Raw genomic sequence first — 23,229 nt, 5'->3', positions numbered from 1 at the left:
GCGGGCGCGGCGCCGGGCGGGCGGGTGCCGCCCCGGCCCGGCGCCCCCGCTTCCGTCCCCGGCCCCGGCCCCGGCCCCGGCCCCGGCCCCGGCCCCGTCCCTGTCCCGGTCCCGGACGCTCCTCGGACGGAGGCGTATCCCGTACTCGAGGGGCACCACGGCCCGGTCTCCGCCATCGGCCTTCTGCCGCCCACCCCCACCTCGCCACAGCCGCTCCTCGCCACTGCGGGTTTGAGCGACACCACCGTGCGCCTCTGGAACCCGTGGACCGGGGAAGAGCTCACGCGGGTGGTCACCGGCACGCCCCTCACTTCCCTCTGCACCCTGCCCGACGGCAGCATGCCAGACACCACCGACCCGGTGATCGCCTTCGGCGGACCAGCGGGCCTGGCAGCCCTCACCGTCCGCCGCTAAGCGACTCCGCTCGGACCTCGCTCACCCACGTAGAGAAGAAGGAAGAGGAATCTGCGTGGCGACCTGCGGGACATGCCATCATCCGGGCTCGCACGCGTCCGTCGGCCCTCCTATTCAACAAGGCGTCCGACTAGCCCTGACCAGGGCAAACCGACCGGTCCTAACCGTGCAGGCATAACCAAATCCCGCAACGATCACTCCAATCCGAAACGATCACTACAATCGCGGATCAGCGGATCGCCCGAGCACCTCTGCCATATAAATTCCCTGTTCAAGGCAACGTCACGCCGCGGCACGGCATCCCGAAACGATCACTACATTCACAGGCCAGAACACTGTCAATTCAGTGATCAACAACGTATTTGTCAGAGTACCGACCGGTTTGCTGTGCACGCCCGGGCTCTCGCCTTCGGCGACGCGGTTCTCGCTCTCCTTGTCTAGCACCGGGCGGAGGGCGCCTCGCCGGATCCGGGACGGCTGCGCGGCACCGGGCGCTGGGTAGGGCACGAGCAGCAGCTTGTGGCGGACCGGGCGAAGTGGCCGGCCAAGCTCAACGGCTACCAGGGCGCGACACTGGCCGGACTCGGCTGGCTGGTACTCGCGTGCATCGGGCTGCCGCTCACCTTCGGGCAGCGGGCGGACCTGCTGTCCCCAAGATCACGCACAGCAGACAGCAACGGCACGCAGCGGCCGCGAGAATGAACATGAGCGTAGCCACCCACGCCGACAGCCGCGAGTATTTTTCCACCCCTCGACGGTGTTGTGTTGCTTGTATGCCTCGCGGTCAGAGGCCGGTGGTCTGCTGATAGTCCGAGCTGCGTCCGAGTTGCCCTGTGCCAGCCGAGGGCAGTCGAAGCGCAGGGGCAAGGGGTGCGGCCCGGTGTCTCCGATCGGAGGCCGCGAGGCCACCTCCTGCGCGTCCGCGAGGGCGGGGGCCAGGACGAGGCGCGGCTCCCTGCTCCTGGTCTTCGGCGGCCCGCACCACTGTCCCGGCGTGCTGCTCGGCCGCAACGAGATCGCCGAGGCGCTCACCGGACTGGCTGCCCGTCTGGACCATCCCCGCATCGTCGGCCCGATCACACACCTCGCACCGGTACTGCTGGCCGCCCCGTTCCGCCCACCGGCACGGGGCGGTCGGCAGCGCCCTCACACCGCAGGCGGTCGTGGAACTGGGCGACCCGCCCCAGCTACTGCGACGCGACTCCCGCCGACTCCGTCTTCCCCCAGCAGTTCGGGTACGTACCGACCGGCTCCTTCGACATCACCAGGGAGATCCACTTTGTCCAGTATGTGGCGCCGGCCCGCTCGTACACCGGCGAGTCCCTGACCGAAGGTTGACAGACCGCGCGGACACCGCGAGCCGTGATGCCGCCTCCCCGGTACGCGGACCGGACCGGAGCTGCGGCCCGGTCCGTGTGCCGGTTCAGGCGACGCCGAGCTGGGACAACAAGGTCTGGTTGTCCTCGATGTGCCAGTCCTCGACGATCTGCCGGGCGTCGGCGTGCTGGATGTCGATGGCGTTGAAGTCGACCGTCTGGCCCTTGCCCCGGACACCGTTGTAGGTGCCGGTGAAGTGGCCGTGGAAGACCAGCCGGGCGGTGATCTTGTCTCCGGTGACCAGCAGATCGGCCAGCTCGCAGGTCAGGTCGGGTACGGCGGCGCGGAAGTTCGCCGAAGCGAACAGGGGGCCGGTGGGCCCCTGCGGACGGCCGGGCGGCAGCGTGTTGTCCCGGAAGTCCGGGCTGACGGCCAGGTCGAGGTACTTCTTCTCACCGGTGTTCCAGAAGGTGTACAGCTGCTGGGCCAGCCGTACTTCGAGGGCCGCACGGCGCTGCCCGATCGAGCGGTCCACGGTGAGCGCCTCGGGCCGGACCAGGTCCGGGGAGGTGTCGACCAGCTTCCACGGCCAGGCCTGACGGCCCGTCTGCTGCTGGTGCTGGTTGCCGGCGACGGACGGCTGCGCGACCACCACGGTGCCGGCGGCGGCGCATGCGGCCACGGCGGCAGCGACGGTGGCACGGATCGACTTGCGGGTCATGGAGGGGCTTCCTTTCAGTGGATTTACCGGGGTTCGAACCGGGACGGGCGGGCTCGTTGGGCCGTAGCAGGTCGGGGCGGGCGGGCCACAGCGGAGCCGGACCAGTGGCGCGCCGGTCCGCTGCCGGCCGGCGGGCGGTCCAGCAGCGGCCCGGCCCTCAGTACAGCCCGGTCGGCCATGTCCGCGCTTCTGTCGAATGACTCAGTGCGCCGAGCTTTCTGACGGCACGTCAACCCGGTGCTGCCGCGGACGACGGTCCGCCTCACCAGGCGGTCAGAGGAAGGTCCCGTCCTCGACCCGGCCCGCCAGCAGACGCCCCAGTTCGGTGGAGAAGACGAGCAGGCCGGTCAACGGCCGGTGCTGGATGACGGCGTGCTCGATCTTCCCCGCCTCGTCGCGGACCAGGACCGTGGTCCCCAGCAGTCGGGTCCCGTTGAAGGCGGACGCCTCCCACTCCAGGTAGGTGCGCGCACCGTCCCTCGTCTCATGGGTGAAGACCAGGGAGTCGTACACCCTGCTCGCGGTCGCGAGGACGAGGGCCACCTCCTTCCGGCCCCTCACCGGCCGGCGCAGCGCCGAAGCCTCCAGTACGACATCGGTGGCCAGCGCGTCAGCGAAGGCCTCCTCCTCCCTGTCACCGAACGCCCGGGTCCACGAACCCTCGCTCACGGGCGCGCCCGGACAAACCGTTTCCTCGTCTGCCATTTTCATGTCGGTTCCTCCTGACGGCTGTGGCCCGCCCGGCCGGTGGCTCCGGCCGGGCGGGGACGACGGCGGGGGTGTCCCCTCGGTCAGTGCTGGGTGCCGGCCGCCCACAGGACGGCACCGCCGGCGGACACGATGGTGACGTTGCCGTCGGCCTGGATCACCAGCTGCGCACCGGGGTTGCCGGCGGTCCCGGAAGACCAGGCGGTGGTGTTGTCCTTCGCGTAGACGACGAGGTGGCCGTCGTCCTGGAAGACGGCCCGGTCTCCGGTGCCGGCCGTGTGCGACGACCAGCGGACCGTGCCGTTCTCGTCGGTGACGACCAGGTCGCCGCCGGTCCGCATGGTGAGTTTCATGCGGTCCGACGCGATGCTCTCACCCGGGCCGAGGACCGTGGTGGCGGTCACCACGCGGGTCCCCCAGACGCGCTTTCCGGTGCTCGTCGTGGTCGCGGCGGCCTTCACGGGCGTCGCCGGCTTCGTGGGCGCGGCGGCGGCCTTCACGGGGGTCGCGGACTTGACCGGAGCGGTGGTGGTCCTGGCTGCGGCCGTGGTCACGTGGGAGTCGTCCACCGCCTCGGAGGTGCCGGAGACCGCGCCGGCCGCAGTGCGCGCGGCCGCTGTCCGGACCGGGGACCTGTCGGCGTCCCGCTCCACCGGCGCAGGGGTGTGCGCGGGGGCGTCCGGCTTCTTCGTTCCGCCCGTGCCGGTGGCGGGGCGTGCGACGGCGTACCCGCCGGACGGCGGGCGGAGCAGGCCGGGGGTGCCGCCGGCCCGGTCGTCCTGCTGCCGCGAGACGGACCGGACGGACCGGGGTCCGTGCTCAGTGCCCGTTCCGGTCTTCGGGCCGACCGCGTCCGCCGCCGTCGGCGCACGGTCCGGGACCGCCGAAGGGGCCGGCTGCGGGACGACGGGTCCGGCGGTGCCCTGCGCGGGATCCTGCAGGGGCTCGACGGCGGGGCCTCCCTCAGTGACCGTTCCCGGGCCGTCACCGTCCTGGGCGTCGGAGGCGACGGGCACCGGCCTGCCGAGACCCTCGTACTGGGTTCTGCCACCCTGATGCGTCAGCAGCGGTACGGAGGCCAGCACGGCGCCGGCGACGGCCGCGGCCATCAGCAGCGGCTTGCCGGACCTGTGGGCTCCGGAAGCGGCCCGGCCGGGCCGCTGCGCACCACCGCGGCTCCGCGAGGCAATCACCCCGCGTACGCCGTCGGTGACCAGGCCGTCCGCCTCCTCGTGGGCGGGCGCATCCGGCACCGGCGTCCGGGCCGGAGGTTCCACGGACCGGCGCAAGGTGGCGGGGTCGGCGAGCGGCGACGACGCCGGGAGGGCTGTTTCCGGCGTGGACGCCGGGACGGCCGAGGTCCGGTGCGACGTCGCCGCCGCACGGAACGGGCCGGCCCCACCGTCCTCGGACGGCAGGGCCACGGCACGGCGGATTCGGCGCGGTCCTGGTGCCGCCGCGGCCGCCGGGGCCGGTCCGGCGCCGGAGGACGCCGCTGGGGTCGATGACATCCGTGCTCCTTGGGTTGGGAGGGTCAGGGGCACCCGCCCCTCCCCCCGGCGCACTCACGGGAGTGGCTGGGGAGGGGCGGGAGTTCACACGTGGTTCACGGGGTCGCCCGCCCGGGTGAGAGGCCGGCCATGATCCCGAGGACGCCCTGCCGGCCGGCCGACCAGAGGGCGCCGTCCACCGGCTCGGCGGGCCGGTCGGCCAGCGCGCGCAGCCGCTCCAGGACGGGGAGGTCCGAGGCGTCGTGCATCCCGGGGACGCCCGGGGGGCTGCCGACGGGCACCTCCCGGAGCAGGACGACGCTCGCCTCGCCGCGTTCGCGCACCTCCAGCACCCGGAACCGGCTGCCCGGTCCGAACACGACGTCCGCCGGGCCGGCGCCGCGGGGCCCCGCCGGGTGGGTGGCCCGGCGTCCGGTCGACGACCAGATGAGGTAGTGATCGTCGGGCAGGCCGGGGTACCAGGGGTCGACGCCCCGGGTGACGACCGGTGTCGCCGCGCCGACTTCTTCGCCGGGCAGCAGCATCAGCGTCGCCTCGTCGAACACTCCGGCCGTCAGCACGGCAGCGCCCCGGAACGACGGCAGTCTGCGCAGGCCGGAGGCCAGGCAGCCGAGGTAGGCCAGCGTGCCGGGGTCCCGGTGGGCCAGCCCCGTGGCCAGCTCCCGTTCGCCCGAACGACCGGAGTCGGAACCGAGGTACGCGTACAGGGCGGCGAGGTCGGCGGCCGGATCGCCGTCCTCCGCACCGGCCGTGCGCAGTCCGGGCAGTGCAGTGAGCACCCGGTGCGCGGCGCTGCTGTGCCGTTCCCAGTCCTGGCCCAAGTGGGCTCGCAGCAGCTGCCGTTCGGACACGCTGCTGCGGTGGTCGGGAAGGACGGGCACGTAGGTCACCTCGTGCAGAACGGCTCGGTCGGGGTTCGGAGCGGTCGCCCCGGACGGGGGTGCCGGGGGCGGGTCCTGCGGCGCCGTACCGCCCGGCTGCTGGGCAGGGGCCCGCTCCCCCGCCGGTCGCGCAGCCGATGGGGGCCCCGTCACGTCCGGGTCGGTGAAGGTGTGCGGGGGCGCGAGGGGTTCGGGTCGCGACGGCACGGGGGGAGGGGATCCGGTGAGGGGCGTCGCCTCGCGGTCGGGGGTCGGGGCGGGTGCCGGTTCGGTGCCGTCCGGCAGGGTCCACGGGGCGGGATCGGCAGCCGGGCTTGCCCCGCCGGACGAGGCCCAGGGACCGGCGCCGGGAACCGGTTCCGCACCGCCCGGCGGGGCCCACGGGTCGAAAGCAGGCTCCGGATCCGCACCACCCGACGGGGCCCACGGGCCGGGAGCAGGCCGAGTGCCCGTGCTGTCGGGGGCGGCGGCGCCGGACGCGGCGGGCTCCGGTGAGGCCGGGACGGAAGGCGCGGACGTACCGCCGGCTGGCCGGGGCTGGGAGGATGCCTCCGCAGCGGCGGACGCCGCCCTGGCTTCGGGACCGCCTTCCCGGCCCGGGTGGTGGCCGGCGGGCCGGGCACCACCCGGGCCGGGGGTCTGCGCGGGGGCCGCCCACGGAGCCACCGGGTGCCCGGCGGACGAGCCGGCGGCCGGAGGTTCCGGCACCGGGCCCGGTGCGGGCGCCGGCTCTGCCGCCGGGGAGTAGTCGGCCGGTCCCGCGCCACCCGTCGTGGTGACGTACTGCACGGGCGGGGCGATCGGCGCCGCCTGGGACGGGGATGCCGGCTCGGTGGCCGGTGCGGTCGCAGGAGGCGGCGCGCCCCGCCCCGCGAGGGGGGAGAGCAGCACCGGAGCCGGCGCCTGTGGTGCGCCCGCGCGCCGGCCGCGCGGCGCCAGCACCATGCCGTGCCGCACGGCCAGCCGGCGCAGCGCCCGCAGGCCGGCGGCGCCCGTGTTGCCGTGCACCTGGATCACGGCGCGCTCGCGCACGTCGTCCTCCAGTGCCTCGAGGAAGGGGCCCAGCGCGTCCCACAGGGAGTCGTCCACGGCGCGGCCCGGAACGCCCAGTTCGATGGTGACCGCGTCCCCGGCGGCCGACCGGGTGGTGACCGGCGGGTGGTCCTCGTGGCGTCCCACCCAGATGCCGGACCAGGTCGATGTCGTCTGCCAGCGGTCGTCCAGGAGGAAGACACCGGACCGGGCGCCCTTGACGAGTCCGGGGACGGGCGGACGCCAGCTGTCCACCGTCGGCTCCGGTGCGGCCTGCCCGGCCGGGGCCGGGACGCAGGTGACGCTCTCCACGTACGGCTCCCAGGCCGGGGCGCCGTCCGGGCCGACGATGACCGTGCGGGCCGTGGCGTCCGGCGGGTCCTCCTCCAGCAGGACGGGAAGGCCGCTGGCGACGCGCACGTCCAGGCCCAGTACGTCGGCCGTCTCCTGCCCGAGGGCCAGCAGATCGCGTCCGTCCGCGGGCGCCAGCGTGACCGCCTGCCGGGCCGGTCCGGGCATGGCCGCCAGGATGTCGGCCACGGCGTCGGCAGAGATGTCGGGGCCGTCCCCTGCGTCGACCAGCAGGAGGGGCCGGGCGGGGTCGACCGGGACGGCGAAGCCCAGTGCGTCCGCGTCGTCGGCCGGCGCCCCCGCCGGACGGATCAGGAGGCCGGCCGGTACCTGCCGTACGAGGTGGTCCTCGGCCACGTCGGAGGGGACCCGGGACAGGTGCGGCTCCCACCCGGGCGGGGGCAGCCGGGCGCCGAGCCTGCGCGGCACCGCCCCGGGCGCGAAGTGCCACCAGCCGCCCTGGGCGCCCTCGTCGTCGGGTGAGAAGAGGGTGCCTCCAGGGACCACGAGGGCCCGTCCGCTCGGTGCGATCACCTCCAGGCCCCAGTCCTCGCACAGCCGCCGGGCCGGTGACGGCTCCTCGGCACGGTCGACGGCGCCCCGGGACATCACCAGCCGCAGCCCGCCGACGCCTCGGGCGCGCAGGCCCCCCACCAGGGGAGCCAGCAGGTGCGCGAAGTCGTCGAGTTCCCCGTCGCCCGGGACGGCCGCCACCAGGACGGTGGCCCGTCCGGCGGGTTCGTCGCGCAGTGTCGCGGCGGCTTCCAGCAGGGCGGCGGGGGGAGCGTCCCCGTGGTGCACCAGGTGCACGCCCTCCACGGTGCTCACCGTGGGGCCGGGGGCTCCCCCGGCCGTCGCGCCGGGGTGCCGGTCGTCCTGCCTGCGCGCGGCTCGGCGGATCATCACGCGGCCCGTGCCGTCGGGCATCACGCGGTCACCGGCGCGGGGCATCGCCGCGAGCGGCCGGGGCGCGGCCGTGACACCCGGTCGTCTGAAACGATCATGCTCGGCTCAACTCGCCTTCATCCGCCGTTGTTCTGACTTGTCCGCGGGTGGTCTCGTCCGCGTCCGCGGACGGCGCCGGGCGGAGACACCCCGACCGGCCCTGCCACCGGAACACGGTCCGGCCGACGTTTCCACGCGAACACACGTGTGTTGAGCAACCTAACAGGTATCCATCCGTCAACCGGAAACGAGTAGAAGGTCTTTGCCGAAACGACATGCGGGCTTCGCCCGCGAGAACAGTCACATGTGAGTTCTCGGAGGAGAGCGACACGTGTTCCTGGAGCACCGCTACGATGCGGGAGCTGCGCGTACCTGTTCCCGACACCGGCCGGACCGACGCGCGAGCCCGGTGGACCATCCCGGCCCGGCCCGTTCCAGACGCAGCCGACGGAGGAGACAGTGACCCGTGGAACCCCTGCCAGGGCGCGGCTGCCGCACGTCGGCGGTGCGGTGGCCCTCGCCCTCGTCCTCATCGGGGGCGCGGCCCCATTCGCCGGGGCGGCCGCCCCTTCGCCCGCTCCGTCGTCGTCCGCGCTGCGGCTGCCCGTGCTGCCCTCGGGGCCGGACGCCGGCTCGGGCGGCTGCGCGGAGGGCTCGCCGACAGTGATGCGGCAGGTGCCGTGGGCGCAGGGCGTCCTGGGTCTGAGCCGGGCAGCGGTGCACGGCGACGGTGCCGGGGTGACCGTGGGCGTGGTCGGCACCGGGGTGTCCGCGAGGGCCGGGGCCCTGTCCGGGAGGGTGACGGCCGCGCCGGGGGCGGACTCCGACTGCGTGGGGCTCGGCACCTTCATGGCCGGCCTCGTGGCGGCGGCGCCCCGCGACGGTGCGGCGTTCACCGGGGTGGCGCCCGGAGCACGGATCTATGCGGCGCGCGGCACCGACGAGACGGGTGCCGCGGACGCCGCGCTCGTCGCCCGCGGCATCACGGCAGCCGTCGACGCCGGCTGCCGGGTCGTGGTGGTGGGGGTGGCGCTGCCGTCGGAGACGCCCGCGCTGGCCGCCGCCGTACGGCACGCCGCCGAGCGCGACGTGCTGCTCGCGGCGCCCGCCGTGCCGGACGCGTCCGCGACGACGGACGGCACCTCCTCGGCGCCGGCCGACTACTGGCCGGCGGCGGCGCCCACGGTCCTCTCGGTGGCGGACTTCGGTCCCGACGGTTCGCGGGCGACGCGTGCCCCGCTGCCCTCGGGCGTGGATCTGGCGGCACCGGGCGACCAGCTGACCGGTATCGGGCCGCGAGGCACGGGCCACTACCTGGCCAGCGGGGCGTCGCTCGCCGCCGCCTACACGGCGGGGGCCGCCGCACTGGTGCGGGCCGATCGTCCGGAGCTGAGCGCCGCGGAGACCAAGGACCGGCTGGAACGCACCGGTTATCCCGGTGCCCCGCCCCGCCTCGACCTCAACGGCGCGCTCACCGGCGTCCTGGACACCCGGCGACCGTCGCCGGCCGCTCCGGCCCCGCCCCTGCGCGTGCCGGAGGCCACCGGGGACGGCGGCGCGGCCACTGACCGGGCCGCCCTGCTGACCGGTGGCGGCGTCGCCCTGCTGGCCTCCTTGGCCGCGGCGGCGGCCGTGCGACGCCGGGTCCGCGCCAAGACGCCGGAGGGTTCCTGAGCGACGCGCGTCCTGCCGGTACGGGCGCCGGACGCCGTCCGTCACGTACGCGGAGCACGGTCCCCCGGCGCCCCGGGGCTGTCGCGTGGCCCGGGGCGCCGGGGGACCAGAGCGCCGGCCGCCCCGCCGCCGAGGCGCGGCACGGGGCGGTCGGGTCCGTCCGCGGTCTCCGGGCCGCTCGCGCACCGCACCCGGCCGACGGGGGCTGCCCGGCGCCGGGCGCTCGGCGGGTCATGGCGCGTCCGGGGCCTCCGGCTTCACGTGCTCCACCAGCGCGGTCTGGATCTGCGTGGTCCGGCGGCGCGTCACGTACAACGCGCGGCCCGGGGGCAGCACCCGCGGCTTGACGCCGAAGACGCTGCCCTCCGACGGCGGGCACGACAGCAGCAGGCCCGGGGTGTTGGCCTCCAGCATCCGGCGCACCAGCGGGTCGCTCTGGCCGCGCATGGCGTTGGCGGCCGATCTGGCGACGATCACGTGCAGGCCGACCTCGTGGCCGAGGGGCAGGTGGTCGAGCAGGGCTTCCAGGGGCGTCTGCATCGACTGGGCCACCAGGTCGTAGTCGTCGACGAGGACGAACAGCCGCGGCCCCGTCCACCAGTCCGCCCGCCGCATCCGCGCCGGCGAGATGTCCGCGCCGGGCATCCGCTCGGCCAGTCCCCGGCCGATGCCGGCGGCGTGCTGGCGCAGTTGCTCCTGGGTGACGGCGTGGCCGAGCCGGTGGGCCTCCGGGACCGCCTCCACGAGCCGGCGGCGGTAGTCCACGACGAGGACCCTCGCCTCGGCGGGGGTGAAGGCGCGGGTGATGTGGCCGGCCAACAGCCGCAGGACATTGGTCTTGCCGGTCTCGCTGTCGCCGAAGGTGACCAGGTGCGGGGTCTCGGAGAAGTCGTGCCAGGCGGTGCCGAGTTCGGTCTCCTCCACACCCAGCGGGAAGCGCAGTCGCCGGTCTTCCGCGATCGGCGGCAGGTCGCGGGCGGCCAGGCGGGTCGGCAGCATCCGCACCGGTGGGGCCGACGGCCCGGTCCAGCCCTCGGCGACCGCGGCGACCAGGTCGGCGACGCCTTCGGCGAGGCCGTCCGCGCCCTGCACGCCGTCGATCCTGGGCAGCGCGGCGAGGTAGTGCAGCTTGCTCTCGGCCGTCAGTCCGCGGCCCGGCTGGCGCGGTACGCCGGCGGCGCGCCGGATGTCCACCACGGAGTCCATGTGGTCGCCCATCCGCAGTTCCAGCTTGGTCCCGGCCTGGTCGCGCACCGCGGTGGGCAGTTCGACCCAGCGGGAGGTGGTGGTGATCAGGTGGATGCCGTAGTTGAGGCCCCGGGTGGCCAGTTGGCCCAGTACGGGGATGTCGTCCTGGAAGTCCTGCCGGACGGTGGACCAGCCGTCGACGACCAGGAAGACATCCCCGTGCGCCTCCTCGGGGAACTCGCCGGCCGCCAGGCGCCGGCGCAGGGTCGCCATCGAGTCGATGCCGTGCTCCAGGAACATCCGCTCCCGGCGGGCCAGCAGCGAGGTCATCTCGGCCAGGGTGCGGCCCACCCGTTCGGTCTCCAGGCGGCCCGCGACCGAACCGACGTGCGGCAGTCCGGCCAGGCCGGCCAGCGTGCCGCCGCCGAAGTCGAGACAGTAGAACTGCACCTCACGCGGGGTGTGGGTGAGCGCGAGGGACGCGACGAGGGTGCGGACCAGGGTGGACTTGCCGCTCTGCGGCCCGCCGGCGATCCCGACGTGGCCACCCGCGCCCGACAGGTCCACGGTGAGCAGGTCGCGCTTCTGCTCGAAGGGCTGGTCGACGACGCCCACGGGGACGGTGAGCATGCCCCGCAGCGGGGAGTCGGCCGTGGTCAGGCCGAGCGCCGGGTGGGGGAAGAGCGGCGGCAGCAGGACGTCCAGGGACGGCGGTTCGGCCAGGGGCGGCAGCCACACCTGGTGGGCGGGCGGCCCGGAGTCGCGGAGCCGGTCCACTGCCACCGACAGCAGCGAGGGGGCGTCCTCGTCGTCCGGGGCGGTGGGGTCGGGGGCGTCGGGGACAGGGGCGCGCTCGGCGACTCGTTCCCCGGTCCAGGGCATCACCTGGCCGGCCACCTGCGCCTGGGCCAGTGCCCCGGTCCGCTTGCGGTAGGCACCGGAGACGTAGGCGGCCCGGAAGCGGGTCAGCGGCTCGACACCGCTCTTGAGGAAACCGGCGCCGGGCTGCGAGGGAAGCTCGTAGGCGTCGGGTACGCCGAGGACGCCGCGGCTCTCCATGGCGGAGAAGGTGCGCAGGCCGATGCGGTAGGACAGGTGGCTCTCCAACTGGTGCATGCGGCCCTCGTCCAGGCGCTGCGAGGCGAGGAGCAGGTGCACGCCGAGCGAGCGGCCGAGGCGGCCGATCATGACGAACAGCTCCATGAACTCGCGGTGGGCGGAGAGCAGTTCGCTGAACTCGTCGACCACGACGAAGAGCGAGGGCAGCGGGGCGAGCGGAGTGCCGGCGGCCCGTGCCTTCTCGTAGTCCAGCGCGGAGGTGTAATTGCCGGCGGCGCGGAGCAGTTCCTGGCGCCGGATCAGCTCGCCGTGGAGGGCGTCCTGCATGCGGGAGACGAGGGCGGCCTCCTCCGCCAGGTTGGTGATCACCGCGGAGGTGTGCGGGAGCCGGTCGAGCCCGAGGAAGGTCGCGCCGCCCTTGAAGTCGACCAGGACGAAGTTGAGGGTCTCCGAGGAGTGGCTGAGCGCCAGGGCGAGGACGAGGGTGCGCAGCAGTTCGCTCTTGCCGGAGCCGGTGGCGCCGATGAGCATGCCGTGCGGTCCCGTCCCGCCTTCCGCGGATTCCTTGATGTCCAGTTCGACGGGCCGGCCGTCGGCGCCCACGGCGATGGGCACGCGCAGTCGCCGGGCGGCCGAGGTGCCGCGGCGCTCCCAGTACGCCACCGGATCGTGCCGGTCGAGGTCGGGAATGCCGAGCAGCGTGGTCAGTTCCACGTCCGTGGCCAGTGGCTGCGCCGTCTCCGCGGTGACGCCCGTGCGCATCGGGGCGAGCAGCGCCGCCAGGGCGCGGGCGGCGGCGGGGCCGAGGCGGTCGGGCCTGCCCAGGGAGGTCAGCGACTCCTTGCGGTCGCGGTCGGTGCGGACCAGCCGCAGTTCCCCCTCCTCGGTGCGCAGCCGCAGCGTGGTCCGGCCGGGCCGCCAGGGCAGGTCGCCCGACACGTCCAGCACGACGGCGTTGCGGATGCCCTGGCGGGCCATCCGGTGTCCGGCCGGCACCTGCCCGCCGTCGACCACGACCACCGTGTACGGCTCGTCCGCGCCGGCGGTGGCGCCCGCCTCGAACGGAGGGCGGTCGGCGAAGTCCTCGCCGAGCGCCGCTTCCAGTTCCCCGGCGGTCGGGGCGAAGAGCCGTACCGGTCCGGCGCCGTCCGTCTCACGGGGGTGGTGGGTGTGCGGCAGCCACTTCGCCCAGTCCCACTGCGGAAGCCGGTCCGTGGCGACGCAGAAGGCGATCGAGAGTTCCTGCGGTGAATGCGCGGTGGCCAGTTGCGCGAGCACCGCCCGGACGCTGTCCAGGACGTCCTCGCGCGTGCCCCGCAGCAGCACTCGGGCCCAGGCCGGCAGGAACAGGGCGATGGGCTGGTCGGGGACGGTGGAGTAGGCGTTGACGAAGGCCCGCAGGGCGTGGGCGGTCAGCGGATCGAGGTCCTCCACCGGTTTGCTGGCGGTGGTGGTCAGGTGCAGGCCCAGGCGCTGGTCGCCGACGGCGACGCGCACCTCGCCGAAGTCGGGGTCGGACGGGCGGCGCTCCCACAGCCGGGTACCGCGTGCCATGGCCCACAGGGCGGTGGGCCTGGGGTGACGCCAGGCCAGGGCCCGCTGCTGCTCCGCGACGGCCGACCTGACCTTGCGCCGGACGCCGCCGAGGTAGCGCAGATAGTCGCGGCGGGCGCCCTTGAGGCGCTGCCTGCGCTCGGCTCCGCCGCGCAGCACCTGGCCCAGGAGCATGACGACCATCGCCACCGCCATCACGCCGACCACCACGTAGGTCATGGGGTTGGACTGCTGGCCGGGGCGCACGTAGAGCAGCACCATGGCGCCCGACATCATCGCCATGGGCAGGTACGTCAGCATGCTCGACCCGCTGTCGGGGACCTCCTCGGACAGCACCGGCGGTTCCTGGAGGGCGAGTTCTCCCTCGGGCATCTCGGGGCCCCGCCGGCGGGCGGGTCTGCGGAAGTGAACCACGCTCAAGAGAGGTCTCCTTCGGGCTGTGCGGATGCCCTGGGCACCACATGTGACGCGGTGTGCACACCTGACGTGCAGGGCGCGGCCGCGAGATGTCGAAACCTTAGGTGTCGTCCGGCCCAGGGAGTGGTGTGGGGGTCCGGGCCCGGCGGGGCGACACCTGTGAGACTATCGGGCACCACCGGGCTCTCCAAGCGGGGGACCATCGCGGGCGGTGGCACACGTGTTGACCCCTGGCGGTCCTCGCGCCGGAGCCCGTCCGGTGCCGTGGAGCGGTCGGCCTGTGCCCGCGGGGCTTGGTGGAGAACGGCACCGCGAAGAACGCGGGACGCCGTCAGGAGCGGCTCCGAGCGCGCCGGGCCGTCGTCCGCCGGGACCGGTCCGTACCGTCCGCCCCGTTCACACGTAATGACGCATTGCCGAGAAGGTGTGGAACACCCATGAGCGAAGCCTCCGTCGCGGGACTGTGCCGCGTGACGATACGTGCCCCGGAGAAGGTGCTCGACCTGGCCGTCCCGGAGGACATCCCGCTGGCCGATCTGCTGCCCGTCATCGTCTCCCAGGCCGAGGAGCAGGCCGAGGAGGCTCCCGAACGCGGCGACTGGGTCCTCCAGCGCATCGGGGACGCGCCCTTCGACCCGGAGAGCACCCCGGCCTCCCTCGGTCTGCGCGACGGCGAAGTGCTGCTGCTGCGTCCGGAGTCCGAGGCGCTGCCGCCGGTGCGTTTCGACAACCTGGTGGACGCCGTCTCCAGCACGGTCCGGGGCCTGCCGCACGGCTGGTCCCCGGCGGTCAGCCGCTGGACCCTGCGGGCGATGACGGGCGCGGTGCTGGCGGTGTGCCTGGCTGTCCTCGCGCTGCCCGGTGACACCGTCTCCCGGGCGTCCCTGTCCGCCGGAGCCGCGCTGCTGGCCCTCGCCGGTGCCGGGGCCGCGTCCCGGGTGCTGGACGACCGGCCCGGCGGGGTGCTGCTCGGTCTGGCCGCCGCCGCCTTCCTCGGCCTGGCCGGCGTCCTGGTGGTGGGTGATCCGTGGGCTCCGGGGCGCGGTCCCGTACAAGGCGGGGCGGAGCTGCTGGCCGGCTGCGTGGCCGCCGGGACGGGGACGGCACTGGCCCTGTCGGTGGTGTCCGCGTACGGTGCCGTGTTCGCCGCGGTCGGTGTGGTGTGTGCCGCCGGGGCCGTCGGCGGGCTGCTGATGCTCGGCCTCGACGTGCCGTTCTCCGCCGCCGCGGGCGGAGTCGCGGTGGTGGTCATGGTCTTCGGGGCGTTCGTCCCCCGGCTCGCCTTCTCCCTGTCGGGACTGCGGCTTCCGCCGCTGCCGACCACACCCGAACAGCTCCAGGAGGGCATCGAGCCGCACACCGGCGAGGAGGTCGCCGCGCAGGCCGCCGCCACCGACCGCTGGATGAGCGGCCTGTACGGCGGCGCGGGCGCGGTCTGCGCGCTCTGCCTGGCCGGACTGGCCCGCAGGCCGGAGGCGCCCCAGCTCGTCACCGGCGGGCTGCTGGCGCTGCTGCTGTTCCTGCACGGCCGGGAACTCGGCACGTCCTGGCAGCGGCTGGCCCTGTTCGTGCCCGCGCTGGGCGGGCCGCTCGCCACCGCGGCGGTGCTCGCCTGGCACGGCGGCGACCGGGCCCGGCTGCTGACCGCCGCCGTACTGCTGGCGGTGGCCGTGGTGCTGGCCCTGGTCTCCTGGAACGTGCCAGGACGCCGCGTCCTGCCGCACTGGGGACGGGCCGGCGACCTGCTCCGGTCGGCCGTCGCGTTCGCGTTGGTGCCGGTGGTCCTCTGGTCGCTGGGCGTCTACCAGATGCTGCGCTCGGCCAACGGCTGACGAGCGGAGGGATACCGACATGCAGAACCGGCGCGACCAGGTCCAGGCCCACCGCTTCGTCGTCACCCGACTGACCAGCGGACTGCTGCGGGCCGACCCCGACATCCCCGAACCGCCGACCCGGCGCACCGACCGGGCCGTGGTGGTGGGCACCGTCTTCTCGATCGTCCTGTGCGTGGGCTTCCTCGTCTACGGGCTGATCAGCCCCGGCGGAGCCACCGGCTGGCGCGACGGCCGCACCCTGGTCGTCGACAAGGGCACAGGCACCCGCTACCTCTTCGACGGCGAACGCCTGCGGCCGGTGCGCAACTACGCCTCCGCCCGGCTGCTGGTGGGCGAGGGCCTCGTCACCGACACGGTCGCCTCCACCTCGCTGCGAGGCACCCCGCACGGCGACCCGGTGGGCATACCCGGGGCACCCGACGACCTGCCCGACGCCGGCGGGTCGACCGCGTGGCAGGTGTGCGCGGGGACGGTTCCCGCCGACTCCGGTGGCCGCCGCGACCGTACGACCCTGGTGGTGGACTCCCGGCTGCACGGCGGCGCGCTGCCGGGCAAGGGCGTCCTGGTCGGCGCCGAGGACGGCACCCTGTACCTGGTGACGGACGGCCGGCGACACCGGCTGCCGGGGGGCCGGACCGCGGCGACGGCGCTCGGTTTCGGCGCGGTGACCCCCCTGCCCGTGTCGGCGGCCTTCCTCGACGCGGTACCGGCCGGTGCCGACCTCGCCCCGCCGTCGGTGACCGGCCTGGGCGGACCCGGACCCGACCTGGACGGTACGGCGACCCGCGCCGGCCAGGTCTTCGTCACCCGCGCCCCCGGCTCCGCCCAGCAGTACTACCTGCTGCTGCGCTCGGGTCTGGTGCCCGTCACCACCACTCAGGCCGCCCTCGTCCTCGCCGCTCCCGAGACACGGCAGAAGGCGTACGGGGGGAAGGCCCCGCAGGCCCTGACCCTTTCCTCGGGGGCACCGGCCCAGGCCCTGTCGCCCAGGGACGCGGGCGGTGAGGCGGCGGCCGCCGAACGCGCGGGCGCCGCGCTGCCCCGGACGCCTCCCGGGCCGCTGTCCCTCGCCGACGACACCGACCTCTGCGTCCGTCTGGTGCCGCGCGGCGAGCGGGGGACCGCGGTGAGCCTGGAGACGGTGCCGGCCACCGAGGTCGCCGCCGGCGCCTCGGCGCCGGGGAAGGCGGCGGCCGCACCCTGTCTGGCCGTGGACGCGATCGCGGTACCGGTCTCGGGCGGCGGCCTGGTGCGCGCGCTGAGCAGTACGGGCACCGTGCTCGGCGACACCACCTACGTCGTGGCCGACACCGGCCGCAAGTACCGGGTGGCGTCGGAGAAGGCCGCCACGGCCCTCGGTTACGACCTGGCGGACGCCCGGAAGCTGCCGGCCGCCCTGCTGGACATGCTGCCCACCGGTCCCGACCTGTCGCCCGAGGCGGCGACAGCGGGCGAGGCCGCGGTCGCCGGGGCGACACGGTGCGGGTCCGGGTCCGGGTCCGGGTCCGGGTCTGACGGTACGTGACATGTGTCACCGGTCCGACGACTGAATACGTGTGCCACGCCTGACCACACGCTTTCGTCACCACATGTACGGCAGGACGAGCGGGACTTGGGTTGTAGTGCGGCGGAGGTGAGGTCTAGGATCCTGACACATGGCTCGACTAGCACACACGTGTGTATGGTCGAACCACATCTGACGTGGGCCGTACGCGCACCGGCGAGACTCTCCCCCCTTGCGTCCAGGCCACGACAGCGTGGAACCCCGGCTCACCGCACCAGCGGAAGGTATGGACACGATGAGCACTCCCGCGGACACCGGACAACAGCAGCATTCGTCCACCGCCACGTACGACCAGGCCATCAGCCTCCTGGAGGGGGCCAGGTCGTCCCTGACCGCCATCCAGGACCAGGTCAGGACGGCGAAGCAGACCCTCCAGGTCCACTACCAGGGCCCCGACGGCCACGCCTACGCCAACGTGATGCAGACCTGGCTGGACGAGGTCAACCGCATCAAGAGCACCTGTGCGGCGATGGAGAACCAGCTCGGGGTCAGCATGCAGTCCGCCAACAACGTCCAGGCGGGTGCCATGCAGGCGGTCGTCGACTCGGGCGGCAACCTCACCGGGTTCGGCTCGTCGATCGAGAACGACACCTACAACGTCATGCAGGGCTGACCCGGCGGACCGTACCGTCCCCGACGACAACAGGAGACCCCCATGGGCGCCGCCGAAGACGGCATCTACATCGACCACGGCCAGGCCACGACCTTCGCCGCGGAGATGGCCGAACAGACCATGCAGATCAGGAAGGTCATCACCAACCTGGAGGACCAGCTCCGGCCCATCGTGGCCACCTGGCTGGGTCCGGACAAGACCGTCTACATGACGAAGGTCCAGCCGACGTGGGAGGCCGAGGTCCAGGCCCTCTCCACCATCCTCGCGCGGCACGCCGAGACCCTGGACACCGTCCGGGACATGTACAAGAAGACGGTGTACCAGAACGCCGAAGGCTTCGAGGCGATCAAGTTCTGACACGCCGTCGGTACGGCGGTCCGCCACCCCTCGTCCCTCGCCGGGGAGCCCCGGTTCCCCGGCGGTCCTGAAGGAACACCATGGCTGATCTGACCAAGCTGGACGCCCCGGCCCTCCGCGCCTTCGTGGACGAGGAGGTCCAGCTGTTCAAGGACGACATCGTCCGGCTGCGCACCTCCACCGACGAGACGGGGCAGTCGCTGTACGACATGGCCAACTCCCCGGCCGGCCCCTTCGTCATCGGCGGCATGTCCGGGGACGGAGACACCTCCGGCAAGAACCTGGTCACCCACACCACCCAGGCCGCGGCGGCGATCGACACGGTGCTCAACCGCCACTCCAGTGCCTTCGACGACCTGAAGGCCAACCTGCTGGAGGTGATCGAGACCATGCTCAAGACCCAGGGGGAGAGTCTGGAACAGGTGGAGGGGCAGAAGTTCCTCACCGCGATCCGCGAGTACGACGGGACCATGACCGGCCAGCAGGGCGGCGGTTATCCCTCGTCGGCCACCTCGACGTACTGACGTCCGTCCGCGCACCCCACGAAGCACGTCCGCTGGAGATCCCCATGGCTGTCGACAACTGGGAACACATCGTCAAGCTGCTCACCGGCTGGACGCTGCCCGAGCGTTCCGAAGTCACGGGGGTCAAGGGGCAGGGCGGCATCCCCTGGCTCGACGTGGACATCAAGAAGGTCGACAAGTCACTGCACCCGCGCAACGAGTTGCGCGGTGACGGAGCGACGTTCCAGTACTTCGTCCAGAGCGGCAAGGGCGTGGACATGTACCAGGCGGACGTCCGGTACGCGGACCTCTCCGCCGGTGACACCTACGCCGCCCGCAGTGACGCGGCGCTCAAGACCCTGGTCAACGAGTTCAGTACGGCGGGAGCCACGTCCGACGCGGGCGGGGCGCCGTCCGGCACCGACGGGGTGGACCTGCGCTCCTTCGCGAAGGCGGCGCGTTCCTTCGACGTCGCCGGGCAGTTCTTCTACCACCACGAGGTGACCCTCAAGCACTGGCTCGACCACCTCGGCGACGAGAACGCCGCCTGGAAGGGCACCGCCGCGGGTGTTTTCCACAACCTGGTGAAGGATCTGCACGACCGGTACGAGCACTTCCTCGCGCAGTTGAGGCCGGCCGGCTTCCAGCCGCAGTACCAGTCCGCCGCCACCCCGGGGTTCGCGGCGACCACCCTGCACGGGGACCAGCTGATCGGCGCGGAGAACATGCTGCACCAGGCGCACACCAAGCTGTACCAGCAGTTCGGTGACTTCTGGTGGCGCCGGGGCCGGCCCGTGACCGTGCACGAGGCGGACGGCCAGACGATCCCCCGGGTCCCGCCCGCCGACCCCCGCAGCATCCTCAACGAGCTGATGTGGGACATCGACTGGTTCATCAAGCAGTACAACACCTCCCAGGTGCAGGTGGTGACGCGGACCGACACCTACGGTCACCAGCCCGTGCGCGTCGAGAGCTGGCGCACCGCCCCGGGGTTCTCCTCCTCGCCGCCGCACTGGGGCAATCTCAAGGACACCAGTACTTGGTCGGGTATCGCGCAGGAGGCGGTCGACCGCTGGACGAACAACCTGCGGGCCAATCTGGACGAGCCCGCGGTACCCGTGGTCACCGAGCTGAGCGAGGGCTGGAGCCGCATACTCGACCCCACCTGGAACACCCGTTTCGCGTTCGAGGACATCCCCGCGGTGAGTCTGGCCGAGGCGTTGCAGAGGGAGATCGCCGAGGAACAGCAGCAGCAGTTGCAGAACCAGCTCACGCAGCAGACGACCGGGTTCCAGGACGGTGTGGAGACCCTGGGTCGCAGCGTGCAGGACCTGAACACCGGACTGGACGGCTTCGGCAGCAGCGTCCAGGACCTCGGCGATGGCGTCACGGATGCCGTGGTGCCGGACGCCTCCACGCTGGTGGACGGCGTCACGGACACCGGCGTGCCCGATGCGTCGACGCTGGTGGACGGGGCGACCTCCACCGGGATACCGGAGGCCTCGACGCTGGCGGCGGGCGTCACGGGCACCGGCGTGCCGGACGCGTCGACGTTCACGACGGGCGTCACCGACACCGCCGTGCCCGACGCGTCGACGTTCACGGCGGGGGATACGGGCACCGCTGTGCCGGACGCCTCGGCCTTCGTGAGCGGGCTGCCGGAGGGTGTCACGGACGATCTGACGGCCGGGGCCGGTGACGTGCCCACGGTGGGCGGCCCGGCCGATGTCACCGTGGGCACGCCGAGCACGAGCACCTCCGCCTTCGGCGACGCGGCGGCGGACGGCCTCGGGCAGGGCGGTACCGATGCCGGCACGCTGGACGGCGTGTCCGTCTCCGGGCTGCCGCAGGCACCGTCCGGCGGTGGGACGACGGACACCTCCGTCCCCACGTCCTCGACACTCGACGCGACCTCCGTCCCGGCCCTGGACACCGCGGGCCTGACCGGGCTCGGCGGGGCCGGCTCCGTTCCTTCCGACGTCACCGTGACTCCGGTGTCCCCGTTCACGAGTACGGACGCGGGTACGGACCTGACGGGAGCGGGAGCCGACACGGGCGCGGCGTTCCTCGCCGGTGCCGACCCCGGTAGCACGGCAGGGCTGGCGGCGCTGACGGGACTGACAGGACTGACCTCACCGTCGACCACCACCCAGATCCCGACCGGCACCGGCGGTCCCGGCAAGGACGGCACCGGCGCCGGCGTGGTGACCCAGCTCCCGGACGGCAGTTCGCTGACGGTCGCCCCGGACGGCACGGTGACACAGACCTCACCGGACGGGGTGACCACCACGTCGACCCTGGAGCCCGGGGAGCTGATCACCGGCCTCGACGGCTCCACGATCGGGCTCAGCCCGGACGGCGGTGTGACGACCACGCAGCCGGACGGCACCTCGGTGACCCAGTACCCGAACGGCGTCACCCAGACCCTCGACCCCGACGGCCACACCCAGCTCACCTCCCCCGACGGCACCACCACCGTCACCGGCGACCTCGGCGGCCTCACCACCCAGCTCCCCGACGGCGGAACCGTCTCCCTCACCCCCGACGGCACCCTCACCACCACCACACCCGACGGCACCACCAGCACCAGCACCCTCGACCCCGGCCAGCTCATCACCCACCCCGACGGCTCCACCCTCGGCCTCTCCCCCGACGGCGGCGTCACCACCCAGCTCCCCGACGGAACCTCCCTCACCACCCACCCCGACGGCAGCACCACCACCACCCAACCCGACGGCACCTCGGTGACCCAGTACCCGAACGGCGTCACCCAGACCCTCGACCCCGACGGCCACACCCAGCTCACCTCGCCGGGCGGCAGTGTCACGACCCAGCTTCCCGACGGGAGTGTGAGCGCCGCGTTCCCCGACGGGACGACCTCGACCCTGGTGCCCGACACCGGCACGGTGACGACCGAGACCCCGGCGGGGCAGACCGTCACCACGCACCTGGACCCCGGTCAGGCCCTCGTTAACCCTGACGGGTCCACCACGAGCATCGGCGCCGACGGTTCGGTGACCACGACCCTGCCCGACGGGGGTACCTACACCCTGCACCCCGACGGCACCGTGACCACCACCGACCCCGGTACCTCGACCGCCGCTCCGGCGGCCACCCTGCCGACCTCCTCCGCGGGCCTCGGCGGCCTCGGCACCCTCACCACACAGGGGCTCGACGGCACTACCACGGTCCACTACCCCACCGGGGCCACGGCCACCACCGGCACGGACGGCTTCACCACCACGACGTTCCCCGACGGCAGCAGCACGGTCTCCGGCCCCAACGGGGAGTTCCAGACCGTGCCCAGCCCGGCGACCGCCGAGGCGCTGGGCTCGGTGCCGGCCCCGGACGCCGGTTCCGCCCTCGGCCAGGGCACGGCCGGTCCGGCCGGCTCCTCCCAGCAGGGCGGCGCGGCGGGCGGCTCGGCCGTCGACCCCGGTCTGAGCGGGCTGCTCTCCCCGATGATGATGATGGGCATGGCCCGGATGGGGCAGCAGGGCCAGCAGGGTCAACAGGGCCAGCAGGAACGCGTCCGCGAGGTCTACGGGGACGACGAGTCCGACGGCGCCTTCTTCCCTTCCCCGCACCTGGCCCAGCCCGCCGCGGCCGAGCCGGAGCCCTACGAGGAGGAGGAAGAGGACCCGGAGGAGCTGCTCAGCCGCAACCGGGCCGACCGCACCGGGCAGGGCGGTTTCGTACGTCCCTCCACGCAGGGAGCCCGGTCCGCCTGGGCGGACGACGACGGTGACGTGTGGGGCACCGAGGACGGTGGCCTGCCGGCGTCGATCGGACGATGACCCCGATGACCCCTCCCCCGACCCCCCGTCGATCATCCCAGTGAGAGAGCAACCGTGAACCAGTCCTTCGAACGTCAGATGCGGGACGCCCTCGCCGACTTCACCAAGCAGCACGAGGCCCTGCGCAAGGTGAGCACGGACGTGGCGGCGCTGGCCGCGACCGCCCGTTCCCACGACCGTGCCGTGGAGGTGACGGTCACGGCGCAGGGCGAGGTGACCGCCCTGCGCTTCCTCGGCGACAAACACCGGACGATGACCGCGCAGAAGCTCGCCGCCGACGTGCTGGAGGCCATCTCCCAGGCACGCACGCAGGTCGGCGAACAGGTGTCGGCGCTGATGGAGTCGGTGGCGGGCCTGGGTTCCGGCGTGCGCAGCGACGGCTTCGGTGGACTGGACCTGGACAGGCTGCTGGAACCGACCTGGGTCGAGGACCTCGGCAAGGGCGGCGGGGGCGGCCGTGGCTGACGACGAGAGGACCGTCGCCCAGCCGGACCAGATGGTCCGCGGCGGCGAGCTGACCGATCAGGTGAGCCGGCGGGCGCGTGAGCTGGCCGACGCGTTCGTGGAGGCGACCCGGCAGGACCCGGCCCACCCGGTGTGGGGCGGTGACACCTACGGCAAGACGTTCGCCAAGGACTACGAGGAGTCGCACCGGCAGCTCGCCGAGGCCGTCGTGCAACTGGCCGACGCGGTGGCCTCGGCGGCCGGCATGACCATCTCCTCGGGCACGTCCTTCGCCACTGCCCAGTCCACCGCCGTGGAGCAGATCCAGAGCGGGTCCGCCTGAG

At 73.7% G+C, this 23,229-nt stretch carries 15 protein-coding genes; 10 read left to right on the top strand and 5 right to left on the bottom strand.

What is annotated here, in order from left to right:
- The first annotated feature begins 231 nt into the window (after positions 1-231).
- A complete protein-coding gene (locus tag ACY1JF_RS25290; protein ID WP_462707542.1) occupies positions 232-414 on the top strand; it encodes a hypothetical protein in 183 nt (60 codons plus the stop codon).
- Between the two features lie 1,423 nt (positions 415-1,837).
- Here the strand turns inward: ACY1JF_RS25290 and ACY1JF_RS25285 are convergent.
- The 4 genes from ACY1JF_RS25285 to ACY1JF_RS25270 form a co-directional block, all read right to left on the bottom strand.
- Positions 1,838-2,452, bottom strand: a complete 615-nt coding sequence (locus ACY1JF_RS25285) for an ester cyclase (protein ID WP_462707541.1) — start codon at positions 2,450-2,452, stop codon at positions 1,838-1,840.
- A gap of 273 nt (positions 2,453-2,725) precedes the next feature.
- Positions 2,726-3,157: a nuclear transport factor 2 family protein gene (locus ACY1JF_RS25280; protein WP_462707540.1), complete on the bottom strand. Its 432-nt coding sequence runs from the start codon at positions 3,155-3,157 to the stop codon at positions 2,726-2,728.
- An 86-nt stretch (positions 3,158-3,243) separates the two neighbouring features.
- Complete coding sequence (locus ACY1JF_RS25275) at positions 3,244-4,413, bottom strand: hypothetical protein (protein WP_462707539.1); 1,170 nt, start codon at positions 4,411-4,413, stop codon at positions 3,244-3,246.
- A gap of 353 nt (positions 4,414-4,766) precedes the next feature.
- Positions 4,767-7,862: a DNA polymerase III subunit gamma/tau domain-containing protein gene (locus tag ACY1JF_RS25270; protein ID WP_462707538.1), complete on the bottom strand. Its 3,096-nt coding sequence runs from the start codon at positions 7,860-7,862 to the stop codon at positions 4,767-4,769.
- 477 nt (positions 7,863-8,339) lie between these two features.
- On the opposite strand from ACY1JF_RS25270, the gene ACY1JF_RS25265 reads away from it, so the two are divergent.
- Positions 8,340-9,554 carry a S8 family serine peptidase gene (locus ACY1JF_RS25265; RefSeq protein ID WP_462707537.1) on the top strand — a complete coding sequence of 405 codons (1,215 nt, stop codon included), beginning with the start codon at positions 8,340-8,342 and terminating at the stop codon, positions 9,552-9,554.
- Between the two features lie 231 nt (positions 9,555-9,785).
- Here ACY1JF_RS25265 and eccCa read toward each other — a convergent pair whose 3' ends face one another.
- Positions 9,786-13,769, bottom strand: coding sequence for a type VII secretion protein EccCa (gene eccCa, locus ACY1JF_RS25260; protein WP_462707543.1), 3,984 nt, complete (start codon positions 13,767-13,769; stop codon positions 9,786-9,788).
- A 440-nt stretch (positions 13,770-14,209) separates the two neighbouring features.
- Between eccCa and eccD the strand changes: the two genes are divergently transcribed.
- The 8 genes from eccD (at position 14,210) to ACY1JF_RS25220 (ending at position 23,228) form a co-directional block, all read left to right on the top strand.
- Positions 14,210-15,604: a type VII secretion integral membrane protein EccD gene (eccD, locus tag ACY1JF_RS25255; RefSeq protein WP_462707536.1), complete on the top strand. Its 1,395-nt coding sequence runs from the start codon at positions 14,210-14,212 to the stop codon at positions 15,602-15,604.
- A gap of 19 nt (positions 15,605-15,623) precedes the next feature.
- On the top strand, positions 15,624-17,132 hold the full coding sequence (gene eccB, locus ACY1JF_RS25250; RefSeq protein ID WP_462707535.1) for a type VII secretion protein EccB: 1,509 nt from the start codon (positions 15,624-15,626) through the stop codon (positions 17,130-17,132).
- Between the two features lie 274 nt (positions 17,133-17,406).
- Positions 17,407-17,784, top strand: a complete 378-nt coding sequence (locus tag ACY1JF_RS25245) for a hypothetical protein (RefSeq protein WP_462707534.1) — start codon at positions 17,407-17,409, stop codon at positions 17,782-17,784.
- 42 nt (positions 17,785-17,826) lie between these two features.
- Positions 17,827-18,141 (top strand): WXG100 family type VII secretion target, encoded by a 315-nt coding sequence (locus ACY1JF_RS25240; RefSeq protein ID WP_462707533.1) that lies wholly within the window; start codon positions 17,827-17,829, stop codon positions 18,139-18,141.
- 80 nt (positions 18,142-18,221) lie between these two features.
- Positions 18,222-18,665, top strand: a complete 444-nt coding sequence (locus tag ACY1JF_RS25235) for a type VII secretion system-associated protein (protein WP_462707532.1) — start codon at positions 18,222-18,224, stop codon at positions 18,663-18,665.
- A 44-nt stretch (positions 18,666-18,709) separates the two neighbouring features.
- The gene (locus ACY1JF_RS25230; RefSeq protein WP_462707531.1) at positions 18,710-22,441 is read left to right on the top strand and encodes an AAWKG family protein; all 3,732 of its coding nucleotides are present in this window, start codon (positions 18,710-18,712) and stop codon (positions 22,439-22,441) included.
- A gap of 54 nt (positions 22,442-22,495) precedes the next feature.
- Positions 22,496-22,906, top strand: coding sequence for a YbaB/EbfC family nucleoid-associated protein (locus tag ACY1JF_RS25225; RefSeq protein ID WP_462707530.1), 411 nt, complete (start codon positions 22,496-22,498; stop codon positions 22,904-22,906).
- Positions 22,899-23,228 (top strand): hypothetical protein, encoded by a 330-nt coding sequence (locus tag ACY1JF_RS25220; RefSeq protein WP_462707529.1) that lies wholly within the window; start codon positions 22,899-22,901, stop codon positions 23,226-23,228. Before ACY1JF_RS25225 ends, ACY1JF_RS25220 begins: the two co-directional genes overlap by 8 nt.
- Position 23,229 lies beyond the last annotated feature (1 nt).

Source organism: Streptomyces sp. SYSU D01066-1 (assembly GCF_054956795.1).
Note: the sequence above shows the minus strand (reverse complement) of the source record. Positions and strands in the feature narration are given on the sequence as shown.

Coding starts and splice junctions, on each gene's coding strand:
- ACY1JF_RS25285 (WP_462707541.1), bottom strand. CDS start 2,452: ATGACCCGCAAGTCGATCCGTGCCACCGTCGCTGCCGCCGTGGCCGCA.
- ACY1JF_RS25280 (WP_462707540.1), bottom strand. CDS start 3,157: ATGGCAGACGAGGAAACGGTTTGTCCGGGCGCGCCCGTGAGCGAGGGT.
- ACY1JF_RS25270 (WP_462707538.1), bottom strand. CDS start 7,862: ATGCCCGACGGCACGGGCCGCGTGATGATCCGCCGAGCCGCGCGCAGG.
- eccD (WP_462707536.1), top strand. CDS start 14,210: ATGAGCGAAGCCTCCGTCGCGGGACTGTGCCGCGTGACGATACGTGCC.
- eccB (WP_462707535.1), top strand. CDS start 15,624: ATGCAGAACCGGCGCGACCAGGTCCAGGCCCACCGCTTCGTCGTCACC.
- ACY1JF_RS25245 (WP_462707534.1), top strand. CDS start 17,407: ATGAGCACTCCCGCGGACACCGGACAACAGCAGCATTCGTCCACCGCC.
- ACY1JF_RS25240 (WP_462707533.1), top strand. CDS start 17,827: ATGGGCGCCGCCGAAGACGGCATCTACATCGACCACGGCCAGGCCACG.
- ACY1JF_RS25235 (WP_462707532.1), top strand. CDS start 18,222: ATGGCTGATCTGACCAAGCTGGACGCCCCGGCCCTCCGCGCCTTCGTG.
- ACY1JF_RS25230 (WP_462707531.1), top strand. CDS start 18,710: ATGGCTGTCGACAACTGGGAACACATCGTCAAGCTGCTCACCGGCTGG.